Consider the following 12,670-nt stretch of genomic DNA (forward strand, 5'->3'; position numbering starts at 1 on the left):
TAAAAGGAAAGATATACAATGAAGACAAAAGAACCGGTGAGAATCGGAGTCGGCGGCCCGGTCGGTTCCGGTAAGACAGCACTCTTGGATGCACTGTGCAAAAACATGCGAGACGAATTTTCGCTGGCCGTGGTCACCAACGACATCTACACCCAGGAAGATGCCAAGTTCCTGACCAACAGCAAGGCTCTTGAACCAGGCAGGATAGTGGGAGTCGAAACCGGCGGTTGTCCGCATACAGCCATACGCGAAGACGCCTCCATGAACCTGGCGGCTGTAGAAGATTTGTCCGCTCAATTCCCGGACCTTGATATCGTATTTATAGAATCAGGCGGTGACAACCTCAGCGCGACCTTCAGCCCTGAACTTGCCGACTTGATGATTTATGTGATTGATGTTTCCGGGGGAGACAAGATACCACGCAAAGGCGGCCCAGGCATCACCCGGTCAGACCTCCTGGTTATCAACAAAATCGACCTTGCTCCCATGGTAGGTGCTTCACTTGAAGTAATGGAGCAAGATTCTCGAAAAATGCGCGGCGACAGGCCGTTTATCTTCACCAATATGCGCTCAGAGACAGGCGTTGAGGAAGTCAAAAAATTTATTATTCGAGAGGGATTATTTATTGATTAATTCCTCTCGGAACGTATCACCTCACCTCCAATATAGCCAAAGCCTATGAACATAGTTCGTAGGCTTTAAGCTCCAAAATGAAGCAATGGGAGATCATTTCCGGAGCTTGACCGCATAATAGCAACCAACTGGAGTCAGGATTCCTTGTTTATGGCAACTCAAGAGGCCTGGACCCGTTTTTTCGTTTTTCTGACCCCGGTTTTTCTTTCGTTATTCAGATTGCATAATTTCCATTAGGGTGTTGATACGATTTTGTGTATCCTCGGTGAAATCATTAAAGTCATCATCAGAAAGAATTCCGTGAGTCTTCCAGCCAGCTAATGTGATTATAGCTGAGCTTCTTGATAGATCATCAAATAACGCTGCTACTATTTTATCTTCCGCGCGCATAGTTTCCCATAGCCGCAAATACGTTTTATGGCTTCCACCTTCACGAGATTCAATTAAACTGTTGAGTTTTTCGATAATCCGGTTGCTCAATTTCTCTAAAGCAGAGTCTTTAAGAGACCTTAATTTTTTCCAATCTCGTTCGGGAAATTTTTGATGCATATATGATCCTTTTGTGAAGTGCTAGTATTCCGATCAAGGGGTGTGTTTTTTGCGCTCTTGTGCATTTTTTCTTTCATAAAGCAAGTACTTTAGACCATATCGAGAACATTTCAAGTCACTTCTTTTTTTCTCGTTTTCCCCATTCATTCATTGATTCCACTCTTGATACCTCCCCGGATGTTCAGTGCCACGCCCTTGGCTTCCTTAAAGCTCGTCCGGTGGGCAACCACGATGGTCACAAAGCTCTTATTCTTGCCCGTGTTCCGGCAATGCACCCCGATGTTGTAATCGTCATTGACCAGGGAAATATTGTCTGTTCGTTTGCTGATCTTACCGCTGATCTCTGACGCAACACTGGCATATGCCCGCTTCATGCAGGTAGCCTGACTGTGGTTGAGCTACAGGAGTGAATAAAAAAGAAAAGGCGGCTTTGCTAAGGCAGGCGTTGCAAATGACGCCGGCAGAACCAGGAGAGGGAGTAGTACCTTTAATAGGTTGTGTTCTGTAAACATAGTTGGTCACCTCAGTTGCATTAACCCAGCCCCTCAACCGATCGGTAATAATCCGTCACACTATGCGGTTGTAGCTAGGCAAAGAGGTTGTTCACTTTCAATCAAATACCCTCTTAGAAAGTTAGTTTATGCAATAAAATGTAATCCCCTATTGTGGTTTTTCAATAGGGGTTGTTTGGCAGCGTAGAAGAGGATAAATGAAGTCTGGGTTCCTTGTTTATTGTCTGATGTGGTTAGTAAAAATTGGGCATTATTTTTGACAGCTGATTGCTCACAAGTGGCCTGACTCCGTTTTTCGTGGCAATGCAGAAACTAGAATCGTAGTATACAGGAGATATTGCCTTTAGGCAAAATAGACTATCAGGGCTATTGTATAGAAGAGAAGATTCAAGCAAAGACATGCTCCCTGCTTTTCTTGAATAGACCCCGCTCCTTTCGGCGGGGTCTATTTTTATTTTTTTAATCATGACACAGCACCTGCTACAGCTCCAAACAATAAGTACAAAATCGATATCGCGAACAGGAACGAGCAATGTGCCAGTTGCAAAATAGCCCCAAAATGCAACCTGGACTTAGTCGCTGGACAAGAATACGATGCTTTATCCCAAATTTCTCCGGGTTAATTATGCATGATTGAACTCGAGTCTAACGCACATAGCAGTGATCTTATATTTTCTGATACTTACAGTTCCTTTTTACAAAAATACCAATCTGTACACTCAAAGCCTTCGCTCATACGGGCTTCTGCTGCATCAGCGTCCTGGGGTGGAGGAACGATTACCTTATCACCAGGCTGCCACCCTTCCGGCGTTGCTATTTTATGTTTATCTGAAGCTTTTAATGCTCTAATAATCCGTAGAAATTCTGGAATTGAGCGTCCATTGGTCATGGGATAATAAACCATTGCTCTTAGCACACCATCCGGATCAATAATGAATGTTGACCGAACCGCCGAAGTGTCTGCCGCTCCCGGATGAATCATCCCGTAGGACTTCGCCACGGACATTGATAAATCCTCAATAATTGGAAAATTAATCTCAACGCCAAATTTTTCTTTAATATTGCGTACCCAGGCGACATGACTGTAATAACTGTCAATTGACAAACCGAGTAAATCTGCACCTTCAGCCAGGAATTCTTCATGATGGTTTGCAAAAGCCATAAACTCTGTTGTGCAGACAGGGGTAAAGTCAGCCGGGTGTGAAAACAAAACAAGCCATCTTCCTTTATAATCAGACAGCTTTTTAAAGCCATGGGTTGTTCTTGCGTTAAAATCAGGGGCAGGTTTATTTAATTGAGGAAATGTGATTGTAGCCTCTTCGATATTTTCCATTTTTATCACCTTTACTTTTAAGTTAACGGGTTAACTATTTTTCACAAGAATTATTCTAATCACGATTTACTGATAGGCAATCCCTATCCTGAATATCAGTAAATTTTATCACATTAAGCTTATAGATTTGTCATAAGCGCAACGCCTAAATTCTATATTTTTGATCACTTATGAAAAATAGGCTGCACATTAAAAAGCCATCATTTGGTGGAGAGCTCGCCCCTTTCGCCATCCAGATTCTTCCAGGAACGATGACCATCCACAGCCCCTGTTTTAGCTCTTGGTTGAAGAGAATTGCATGCGTATCCATTGATGTTGTCGATTGCCAATCACCCTTTGTCAGGTTGTTGAAAAAAAGACAACACCAGAGCCCAAATCCAATTGAAAACACGCTACATGTTAGCGAGCGGGATAGTCATTACCGGGACATGGCTTCTTTTCACCACTCCCCTGGCAACACTTCCAACGAGTATTTCGTCGAGTAGACTGTGTCCTCTGGCCCCAACAACAATAAGATCCGAATGATCCGTTTCTGTCTCCAGCACTATCTGTTCTGCTGCATTTCCCACCCGTATGGACACTTCCGGTTCCACCTCGCAATCCGGGATTGTATTTTTAATTTCCGTATAAACAGTATGAATCCTGTCTAGTAAGGCCTTTCTATTTTTATCGATTGCATCTTGGTTGATGGTATCCAAAAATCCCTTATCGCAGTGTGAAGCCAGGTCGTACCTCATATTCATAGACATTTCTTCGACCATGTCTGTTGCCACATTAACAATAGTAAGGTGAGCCTTGTTGTCATGGGCAAGACGCATGGCATAGTGGGCTGCAACCACCGCATTATCAGACATATCGGTTGCATAAAGAATTCTTTTGAAAAGTGATTGGTTCATGATATTTCCTCGTATACTGGACGACTTTTCATAGCTGGGACATCGAATTCACTCCTGTCTGCCGATTTTTCCCGAAAAAGAAACGGCACCAGTTTGACATACCATGCTGCGGACTGGATCTGGATGACATAGGCCAGAGAAATGAGCAGTGCAATGGTCATCCCCTGTTCCTTGAATGCGGTCATCGCAATGGCTAAAGCAATGGAAAGGTCGCGCATAACCACGCCAAAAACCATAGCTACGGCATCTTCACGTTTGAAAAAAATCCTGCCGGTTAGTGTCAGCAGTGCATACGAAATGAAATAGAAGACCATCAATGGAATAACGATGGTGAGAATGTCCCCTGGGTTTGCAATTATATTTTTCGCTTTCAACGACATGGCTACAAAGGCGATCAAGGTGACACCTAAAGCTGAGATGGGCGGGAATTTTGGTTTATAGACATTCATCCAAAGCTGTTTCCCATGTTTTTTTACCAGATAATTTTGGGTTAAAATGCCCATAGCTAACGGCACGAAAACAAAGATACAGATCTGCTTGAACATATGGAAAATATCCACATCAACAGTTGCTCCCATAAAAACCTTTGTGTATACCGGCGCCGCTACCGAGCCGATGAGTAATCCAAAAACAAGCATCTTTGTTGCTGCTTCCTTGTTGCCCTTGGCAAAGCCTGTCCAGGATATGGTCATGCCGGAAGCAGGAAGAACGCCAATCAAAAAGAGCCCTACCGCCCAGAGACCATATTTTTCGGCTGCTCCTGCCAGAAAAATCTTCCCGATTGAAAAAACAATAATAGGGACGAGAACAAAGTTAATGATCTGGGTGGTGAACTGCAGCTTCATATCATGGCCTTTGAAGATCGATTTGACATTCAAGGTGACCATCATCGGATAGACCATAAGGAACGTGATGGGAATAATCAGCTGTTTCAGGGGACCCGCGTCAAAGATATAGCCCCCTCCTATGAGCCCGCAGATCATTGACAACGGAATGACATACACGAGATTTTTCTGTATGAATTGCAGTGTGGTAAACATGTTCTCTCCTTATAAATAGTTGCAGGGGGGATACTGATAGGCAAAGGTGACTACCTGGCCTGATCGATCATCCAACGGATTATACCGAAGGTCTGCATGAGCGATTCCGGAAATGTAGAATCGCCGGGGACAAGTTCGGCGACATGCGCTGAGGTCTGACTCAGGTAGCGAACCTGGGTCTTGCCTTGTTTATTAAAAACATGGACGAACTTCGGCATGAGTATAGCCCTTTCCGGATTGGCAGCGAGGCTCTTGTCCGCTTTGTTGGGTTTGCACACCTGGATCATATGCAGGTCAAAATCTTCCGGGACCTCACCGCCAAGGGCAGCAAAGGTTTCCTTCATATTCATTGTGGACTTATTTTTAATAACAAAATCATTGGCAACGACGACAGCCCCAAAATCTTCTACAAATTCAGCAACACTTTTCTCGCTTTCCACGGCATAAAGGGTATCGGCAACACTCATAATTTAGCTCCTTTAAGAATCTTTTTGGCGATGGTGTTCGGTTTCCATTCGCCGGGTTTTCTCTTGGCCCAAAACGAAAGGGCAACAATCTTACGGTTTAGGGCTCTATTTCCAATTTCTGTTCCAGTTTAGCAGAACGCCCCTATCTCACTGAATTGTTATTGAAAATTATTTTTATTGACCGTCTTGCGAAATATGATCATGGTAAAGGAACACACAAGTAACGTTACCCAAGGTAACGGTAACGTTCTCTTTAACGGAGGTATGGTATGCTATCTGTAAAGTCCGATTTATGGGACAGCAGACTGATCCGCAGGATCATCGACTCCATGGCAGATGGTGTCTTCACCATGGACAACACCGGCCGCATCGCCTCATGGAACAGTTCCATGGAAAAAATAAGCGGCTATACAGCCGAAGAGGCCATAGGCCAGACATGTGCACTCCTCAATTGCAGTCGCTGTTTCGGCAAAACCTGCCCAGCCGATATAAACAGATGTAATATTCTTGAAAAAGGCTCTTCAGGAGCCAAAGAGTGCCGATTGCTGCATAAAGACGGGCATGATGTGCCGGTTATTAAGCATGCCAGCGTCGTCAGAGACGACAGCGGAAAGGTGATCGGCATAGTAGAGACTATCACCGATGTTACCGAACTGAACGAAGCGCGCAAAAAAGCGGAAGAAGCGTCAATGAAGCTGGGAGAAATCCACCAGCTGGACAATATCATCGGAAAAAGCAAAGCCATGACCGATGTTTTTACGGCCGTCCGTTTAGCAGCAGCCAGTGAAGCGACAGTGCTTATCCAGGGCGAGAGTGGCACAGGTAAGGAGCTGATAGCCGGAGCCATCCATTACAACAGCGAACGAAAAGAACACCCCCTGGTAACGGTGAACTGTAGCGCCTTGCCGGAAAGTTTGCTCGAAAGCGAGCTGTTCGGTCACATCAAGGGTGCCTACACAGGTGCCATTCAAAGCCGCACAGGTCGGTTTGAGGAGGCTACAGACGGTACACTTTTCATCGACGAAATAGGCGAGCTCAGCCCGTTCATCCAAGTCAAATTGCTGCGGGCTATCCAGGAACGAGAAATCCAGAGAATCGGAGAATCAAAGACCCGGAAAATCAACATCCGCATCGTCACAGCGACGCACCAAGACCTCCAATCAATGGTGGCTCAAGGAACCTTCAGGGAAGATCTCTACTACCGGCTTAACGTTTTTCCCATTCGTATTCCGCCGCTCCGCGAACGTAAGGAAGACATCCCACTACTGACGACTCACTTTATTCAGCTATTTAATGCCCATACCGGCAAACATATAGTGGATACGTCACGGGAGGTGATGCGAATTTTCATGGACCACCGCTGGCCTGGCAATGTCAGGGAACTCGAAAACGCTATGGAGCACGCGTTCGTACTCTGCAACGGCGACAGAATAGAAAGGGAGGACCTGCCCGAGCACCTTCGCCAACCTGGAAGAAACACCATACCACATCCAGTGGCGGCACCTCCCATGGCAGGCTCACGAGAAAAACTTTCAAAGGAGCAACTGATTACACTGCTGGAGGATTGCAGCTGGAGTAAGGCGGAAGTGGCTCGCAGACTAGGCGTCAGCCACACCTCGGTCTGGAAATATATGAAAAAATGGGAGATACCTTTACAACGGCCTTAACTGACCACACTTCATTGGTTCAAAGCCATATCAACGGGCGGACAGCCGTCCGCCCCTACGAGGATATCGCCAAATATACACGCCTGTCCTTTGTACAGACTGTGATCAAATAAAATCCATTTGTCGAATAATCGTAATCTTTTAATCAAATTTGTTTTCTGGTTCTGAAATTGTTCATTTTTGCCTGGAACAAGTAATTATATATTTCAATATAACTTATAATTTTGATTGTTAGCGCAGCAAAGGGTCAAATATTTACCTTCCTCATCTTGTTTATACAATGTCTCTGGAAGCAGGTTTCCCTAAAGACAACACCTTTCCACAAAATAGAAACTTAGTTTTTCTGTTGAAAAAACGACTTCGATTCATTCTAAACCTTGTAACGCCACGCATTACCCCTGAATAATCCCTGAATGTGCCTAGAAACATCTTCTTTTTGAATATGCTCAAGAATCATCTCAACTCACCGCAATTGAGAATTAATTTGCTTTACCATTCATAGTATTTATTATCTAAATTTGATCTAAAAAATATCTAGAAACAGGCATCTGTCGGGCAAATTACATCTAACACAACTTACTGACATCTCAAATGACTCTGAAACTTTTACCGACAATTATCCTGGCCGTTTTGGTGCTAACATCTTGCAGCCAGAATCAAGACTGGAGGACAGCCAGGCGTGACTCAGCCGGAATTGCGCCGGACCCTAAAAGTACCCAAGACGCCGTAGTGCTGGTATATGGTGCAGATGCCTGGGGATGGCGTGGCTGGTTTGCCATTCATACGTGGATAGCGGCCAAAAGAACCGGTGAAGACTATTACACCGTTTATGATGTTGTCGGTTGGCGCAGTTATCGTAATAAACCGGTGATGCGAGTGGCTCGGGACATTCCGGACCGTTACTGGTATGGCGAAAAGCCACAGGTTCTTCAATACCATCAAGGTAACGGGACGGATAAATTAATCGATGCTATCGATCAGGCGGCTAAGGATTACCCGTGGAAAACAACCTACAAGGCCTTCCCCGGGCCAAACAGCAACACCTTTGTCGCGTGGATTGGCAAACAGGTACCGGAGCTGGGGTTACGACTGCCTTTCTCCGCCATAGGCAGCGGGTATCTGAAATAAGTACTCGGTAAAAACAGGACCAATGCAAAGATAAATTTCTTGGCAATCTCAGATTTGATTGGCAACACCACTGTTGAGAATAGTACTGATCAGGTAGTTCCAGCAACTCTTCATTTTCATTAATTTATCTGATTACGTAGAAAACTCAGCCAATTATCTACCAAAACAGACAGCGGACTGATTTTATTTCTCTTTTAAATCCGGGAGACTGAGAAATTTAGGTAAGCGAAGACTCCGATCTGTCTCCCGAGTCCAAAGAATTACTATTCCACTCTTAAGAAAGTCTCCATTACATCCCTCCCACATCACTCCCTGTAATGGTATGTAAGACAAAAGATGTCTGAAATATCTGCAATTTTCACTTGCAACAAGCTACAAATTGTTCAATTAATGGAGCCCGCCTTTATGGTGTTTTCCCGGCGTTAGTCTCCATAAATTAGCCTCTTACTATCTCATGAAAGGAACTTGTGCATGTCTCGAAAACCGACTTACGAGGAACTTGAAAAAAGGATTGAGCAACTGGAAAAAGAAAAACATTCGTGGCTGCTCACCGAGGAAGCCCTTCTGCAGAGTGAAGAACGATACCGAATGATTTTCAATCATTCTCCGCTGGGAATTGTCCATTTTGACCAAGAGGGTGTCATCCTGGACTGCAATGACCACTTTCTAGAAGTTATGGGAGCACCCAGGGAAAAGGTTCTTGGCTTCAACATGGTCACCTCGGCTCAAAATATGGCGATGCGTTCGGCCGTTCAGACGGCACTGGATGGAGAACTGGGTGTTTACGATGGAGAGTATCGCTCTGTCACAGGCGACAAGAGCACGCAACTGCGGGCCATTTACAACTGTCTCACATCCGAGGAGGGTAAGTTCCTGGGGGCCGTAGGCCTTTTTGAAGACATTTCGGAAACCAAACGTGCTGAGAAAGCTCTCAAGGCAAGCGAACAGCGCTATCGCACGCTTGTCGAAACCATGAATGAGGGCGTATTGATCCGAAACGAAAAAGACCGTATTACCTATGTTAACCAAAGACTCTGCCAGATGTGGGGGTATTCCAGCGATGAAATTTGTGGCCACTCATCTACCGACTTCCTGGATGAGGACAATCAAATTATACTCAAGGAACAACGAATAAAAAGGCGAGAAGGCGTCCATACCCCTTACGAGATCACCTGGACAGCAAAAGATGGTCGAAAGATTGTAACGATCATGTCTCCGAGACCCATTTTCGACGACCAGGGAGCATTCAAAGGCAGCTTTGGTATCATCACCGATATCACCAACCGCAAACAGGCAGAGGAAACCCTGGCCCGACAGGCCAAGGAACTGGAACGGTCCAACGCTGAATTGGAACAATTTGCTTACGTAGCCTCCCACGACATGCAGGAACCGTTGCGCATGATCGCCAGCTATGTGCAGCTTTTAGCTCGCCGTTACAAGGGCAAGCTGGATCAGGATGCTGATGATTTCATCGCCTATGCTGTAGATGGTTCCAAACGGATGCAGACGATGATCAACGATTTACTGGCTTATTCACGCGTTGGCAGAATCAACGGAGAGGCGGAGTCCACGGATTGCCAAAAGATCCTTGAATGGGCTTTGGGAAACCTGGGAACAGCCATTGAAGAAAACCAGGCCACTATCACACATGGCAAACTGCCTACTCTGGTTGTCAGTGGAGGCCTGATAGGACTCCTGTTCCAGAACCTTATCGGCAACGCCATCAAATTCCATGGCAAAGAGCCTCCTCAGATTCATATATCTGCGAAACTGGAGGGAAAGGAGTGGCTGTTCGCTTTCCGCGACAACGGCATTGGGTTTGATCCGCAATACACCGACCGCATCTTTACCATTTTCCAACGCCTCCATGGAGTGGGAGTGTATCCCGGCACCGGCATAGGCTTGGCCATCTGCAAAAAAATCGTTGAATATCACGGTGGAAAAATTTGGGCTGAATCAGCACTGGAAAAAGGCACCACATTCTATTTCACCATTCCCGTTACACAAGGAAATCAATAATGCTTTATGAAAAACAAGGTTCACCAGTAGAAATCCTTCTGGTCGAGGACAATCCCGGCGATGTCCGTTTGACGATTGAAGGGCTGAAGGAAGGCAAAGTCAGGAATACGCTCTCTGTAGTGGAAGATGGCGTCGAAGCCTTGGCTTTTTTGCGCAAAGAAGGAAAATATGTTGATGCCGTACGCCCGGACCTCATCCTCCTTGATTTGAACCTATCGAAAAAAGATGGCCGTGAAGTCCTTACGGAAATCAAATCCGACGAAAATTTACGCAACATTCCGGTCGTGGTTCTCACCACCTCCAAAGCGGAACAGGACATCCTCAAAGCTTACAGCCTTCATGCAAACTGCTACATCACCAAACCTGTAGACCTGGACCAATTTATTTCCGTAGTGGAGTCCATTGAAGACTTCTGGTTCTCGATTGTGAAATTACCACGAGACATTAAGGAATGAACTCTCAATGTATCAAAGTCCTCTTGATCGAGGACAACCCAGGTGACATCCGCCTGATAAAAGAACTCTTTTCGGAATGCGTTCCCAGTTCCTTTGACTTGCGCTCTGCAGAATCGCTTGCCAATAGTTTTGAAATTCTCGACAGAGAGGAGATCGATATCATCCTTTTGGATCTGTCTCTTCCCGACAGCCAGGGGTTTGAAACCTTCACAAGGGTTCATGACCAGACTCCCGAAATCCCCATCATCATCCTGACGGGATTCGATGATGATTCTCTTGCTATTAAAGCGGTCAGGGATGGCGCCCAGGACTACTTGGTCAAAGGCCATGTGAGCCGTCATCTGTTGGCACGAGCTACACGGTACGCTATTGAGCGTAAGCGAACTGAGGAAGCTCTTCGAAGGGTCGGGGACGAGCTAGAGCTCAGGGTTCAGGAACGCACTTCGGAACTTGAAAAAGCTAACGAGGAATTACGCTGTGAAGTTGCCGAAAGGCGCAAGGCGGAAGAAGCCATTTTGCTCAGTGAGGAAAAATATCGCCAACTGTTTGAGGACTCCAGAGATGCCATTGCCGTCGTCACTCGCGCAGGAGAGTTTCTCGATATCAACCAGGCGGGGCTGGATCTGTTCGGGTATACCCGCAGCGAATTGATGACAAAAAACGTCTCTCAACTCTATGTTGACAAAAGTGATCGAAAAATTTACCAGACATACATTGAACGAGAAGGGGTTTTGCGGGATTATGCCGTGAGATTTGTCAGAAAAAACGGCCAGGAAATAGATTGTGTACTCACCTCGACACTCAAGTATTCACAGGATGGAAGCATCCTGGGATATCATGGCATTTTCAGAGACATCACGGATTACAAAAAGGCGCAGCAAGCCTTAAAAGAAAGTGAAGCCCGCTATCGAGCCATTGTGGAGGATCAGACAGAGCTCATCTTCCGCTCACTGCCTGACCAGACCATTACTTTTGTGAACGAGGCCTTTTGCCGTTATTTCAACCGGCAAGGTGAGGATTTGATTGGCACGAGCTTTTTTCCCTTTCTGGCCGAAGCGGACCATAAAAAGGTAAAGGAACACTTCGCCTCGTTACACTCTCGCCATCCCGTTGAAACCATTGAAGTTCAGGTGCTGAAACCCGATGGTTCAATTCGCTGGCAGCAATGGACCAACCGCCTCATTTTTGACGCTCACAACCGTCCGAAAGAATTTCAATCGGTCGGACGAGATATTACAGAACAAAAGCTGATGGAAGAGACACTGAAAAAGAGTTCTGAAAAAATCAAACTCTTTGCCTATTCTGTGTCCCATGACCTTAAAAGCCCGGCCATAAGTGTACACGGACTGACCAAACTTCTGCATAAGCAGTACAAGGAAACTCTAGGCGAGAAGGGAAAAAGCTACATTGAGCAGATCCTGAAGTCTTCTGAACAGATTGTGGCCTTGGTTGAAACGATCAACCTCTATATCTCCACCAAAGAAGTCTCTCTTCTTGTGGAGAGTGTCAATTTGGAGCGTGTCCTTCAAATAATCAAAGATGAGTTCTCCGCCCGATTCAGCATCCGCTCCATCAGGTGGACTGTTCCAGAAAATGGATTGCCTGAGATCAAAGCCGATCGACTTGCACTTTTGAGGGTTCTAAGAAATCTGGTAGACAATGCCTTGAAATACGGCGGAGACGATTTGAGCCAAATTACCATCGGATTTGAGCAATCTTCTTCCCACCACATTATCTCGGTTAGAGATGACGGCATAGGTATAGAGAGTGAAGACAGCAAGAAAATTTTTGACTTGTTTCAACGCAAAGAGGAAAGAAAGGACATTGAAGGATCGGGTCTGGGCCTGGCCATTGTCAAGGAATTATCTGAACAACACAGGGGGAGTGTCTGGGTACAACCAGCTCCTGAAAGAGGGAGTATCTTTTACTTCTCCATTTGCAATAAATTGGAGTGAGAGGAAGTGAAATAGC

The 12,670-nt window shown here is 45.6% G+C and carries 12 protein-coding genes; 6 read left to right on the forward strand and 6 right to left on the reverse strand.

What is annotated here, in order from left to right; translation table 11 throughout:
• The first annotated feature begins 18 nt into the window (after nucleotides 1–18).
• Entirely contained in the window at nucleotides 19–633 is a 615-nt protein-coding gene (gene ureG, locus JWH17_RS01290) for an urease accessory protein UreG (protein WP_205220740.1), read from the forward strand.
• Nucleotides 634–843: 210 nt separating this feature from the next.
• Here ureG and JWH17_RS01295 read toward each other — a convergent pair whose 3' ends face one another.
• The 6 genes from JWH17_RS01295 to JWH17_RS01320 all read right to left on the reverse strand — a co-directional run bounded on the left by JWH17_RS01295 (nucleotide 844) and on the right by JWH17_RS01320 (nucleotide 5,430).
• Nucleotides 844–1,182 carry a hypothetical protein gene (locus JWH17_RS01295; RefSeq protein ID WP_205220741.1) on the reverse strand — a complete coding sequence of 113 codons (339 nt, stop codon included), beginning with the start codon at nucleotides 1,180–1,182 and terminating at the stop codon, nucleotides 844–846.
• Between the two features lie 143 nt (nucleotides 1,183–1,325).
• Nucleotides 1,326–1,556 carry a hypothetical protein gene (locus tag JWH17_RS01300; protein ID WP_205220742.1) on the reverse strand — a complete coding sequence of 77 codons (231 nt, stop codon included), beginning with the start codon at nucleotides 1,554–1,556 and terminating at the stop codon, nucleotides 1,326–1,328.
• 820 nt (nucleotides 1,557–2,376) lie between these two features.
• Nucleotides 2,377–3,027 carry a peroxiredoxin gene (locus JWH17_RS01305; RefSeq protein ID WP_205220743.1) on the reverse strand — a complete coding sequence of 217 codons (651 nt, stop codon included), beginning with the start codon at nucleotides 3,025–3,027 and terminating at the stop codon, nucleotides 2,377–2,379.
• A 392-nt stretch (nucleotides 3,028–3,419) separates the two neighbouring features.
• Nucleotides 3,420–3,923 (reverse strand): universal stress protein, encoded by a 504-nt coding sequence (locus JWH17_RS01310; RefSeq protein WP_205220744.1) that lies wholly within the window; start codon nucleotides 3,921–3,923, stop codon nucleotides 3,420–3,422.
• Nucleotides 3,920–4,963: an arsenic resistance protein gene (locus JWH17_RS01315; RefSeq protein WP_205220745.1), complete on the reverse strand. Its 1,044-nt coding sequence runs from the start codon at nucleotides 4,961–4,963 to the stop codon at nucleotides 3,920–3,922. The genes JWH17_RS01310 and JWH17_RS01315 overlap by 4 nt, the downstream gene beginning before the upstream one ends.
• Nucleotides 4,964–5,013: 50 nt before the next feature.
• Nucleotides 5,014–5,430, reverse strand: coding sequence for a DUF302 domain-containing protein (locus JWH17_RS01320; protein ID WP_205220746.1), 417 nt, complete (start codon nucleotides 5,428–5,430; stop codon nucleotides 5,014–5,016).
• Between the two features lie 269 nt (nucleotides 5,431–5,699).
• Here JWH17_RS01320 and JWH17_RS01325 point away from each other — a divergent pair, with 269 nt between their 5' ends.
• The 5 genes from JWH17_RS01325 to JWH17_RS01345 all read left to right on the forward strand — a co-directional run bounded on the left by JWH17_RS01325 (nucleotide 5,700) and on the right by JWH17_RS01345 (nucleotide 12,654).
• A complete protein-coding gene (locus JWH17_RS01325; RefSeq protein ID WP_205220747.1) occupies nucleotides 5,700–7,097 on the forward strand; it encodes a sigma-54 interaction domain-containing protein in 1,398 nt (465 codons plus the stop codon).
• A gap of 591 nt (nucleotides 7,098–7,688) precedes the next feature.
• Nucleotides 7,689–8,225 carry a DUF3750 domain-containing protein gene (locus JWH17_RS01330; protein WP_205220748.1) on the forward strand — a complete coding sequence of 179 codons (537 nt, stop codon included), beginning with the start codon at nucleotides 7,689–7,691 and terminating at the stop codon, nucleotides 8,223–8,225.
• Between the two features lie 471 nt (nucleotides 8,226–8,696).
• Nucleotides 8,697–10,244 (forward strand): PAS domain-containing sensor histidine kinase, encoded by a 1,548-nt coding sequence (locus JWH17_RS01335; RefSeq protein ID WP_205220749.1) that lies wholly within the window; start codon nucleotides 8,697–8,699, stop codon nucleotides 10,242–10,244.
• Nucleotides 10,244–10,699, forward strand: a complete 456-nt coding sequence (locus tag JWH17_RS01340) for a response regulator (protein WP_205220750.1) — start codon at nucleotides 10,244–10,246, stop codon at nucleotides 10,697–10,699. The genes JWH17_RS01335 and JWH17_RS01340 overlap by 1 nt, the downstream gene beginning before the upstream one ends.
• Entirely contained in the window at nucleotides 10,696–12,654 is a 1,959-nt protein-coding gene (locus JWH17_RS01345; protein ID WP_205220751.1) for a PAS domain S-box protein, read from the forward strand. Before JWH17_RS01340 ends, JWH17_RS01345 begins: the two co-directional genes overlap by 4 nt.
• Nucleotides 12,655–12,670 lie beyond the last annotated feature (16 nt).

It is taken from the genome of Desulfogranum marinum (assembly GCF_016918565.1).
In the GTDB taxonomy this organism is placed as follows: domain Bacteria; phylum Desulfobacterota; class Desulfobulbia; order Desulfobulbales; family Desulfobulbaceae; genus Desulfogranum; species Desulfogranum marinum.

Bases quoted from the DNA above. Each gene is read 5' to 3' on its own strand.
- JWH17_RS01295 (WP_205220741.1), bottom strand. From the start codon at position 1,182: ATGCATCAAAAATTTCCCGAACGAGATTGGAAAAAATTAAGGTCTCTT.
- JWH17_RS01330 (WP_205220748.1), top strand. From the start codon at position 7,689: ATGACTCTGAAACTTTTACCGACAATTATCCTGGCCGTTTTGGTGCTA.
- JWH17_RS01305 (WP_205220743.1), bottom strand. From the start codon at position 3,027: ATGGAAAATATCGAAGAGGCTACAATCACATTTCCTCAATTAAATAAA.
- JWH17_RS01315 (WP_205220745.1), bottom strand. From the start codon at position 4,963: ATGTTTACCACACTGCAATTCATACAGAAAAATCTCGTGTATGTCATT.
- JWH17_RS01340 (WP_205220750.1), top strand. From the start codon at position 10,244: ATGCTTTATGAAAAACAAGGTTCACCAGTAGAAATCCTTCTGGTCGAG.
- JWH17_RS01300 (WP_205220742.1), bottom strand. From the start codon at position 1,556: ATGAAGCGGGCATATGCCAGTGTTGCGTCAGAGATCAGCGGTAAGATC.
- JWH17_RS01320 (WP_205220746.1), bottom strand. From the start codon at position 5,430: ATGAGTGTTGCCGATACCCTTTATGCCGTGGAAAGCGAGAAAAGTGTT.
- ureG (WP_205220740.1), top strand. From the start codon at position 19: ATGAAGACAAAAGAACCGGTGAGAATCGGAGTCGGCGGCCCGGTCGGT.
- JWH17_RS01325 (WP_205220747.1), top strand. From the start codon at position 5,700: ATGCTATCTGTAAAGTCCGATTTATGGGACAGCAGACTGATCCGCAGG.
- JWH17_RS01310 (WP_205220744.1), bottom strand. From the start codon at position 3,923: ATGAACCAATCACTTTTCAAAAGAATTCTTTATGCAACCGATATGTCT.
- JWH17_RS01345 (WP_205220751.1), top strand. From the start codon at position 10,696: ATGAACTCTCAATGTATCAAAGTCCTCTTGATCGAGGACAACCCAGGT.
- JWH17_RS01335 (WP_205220749.1), top strand. From the start codon at position 8,697: ATGTCTCGAAAACCGACTTACGAGGAACTTGAAAAAAGGATTGAGCAA.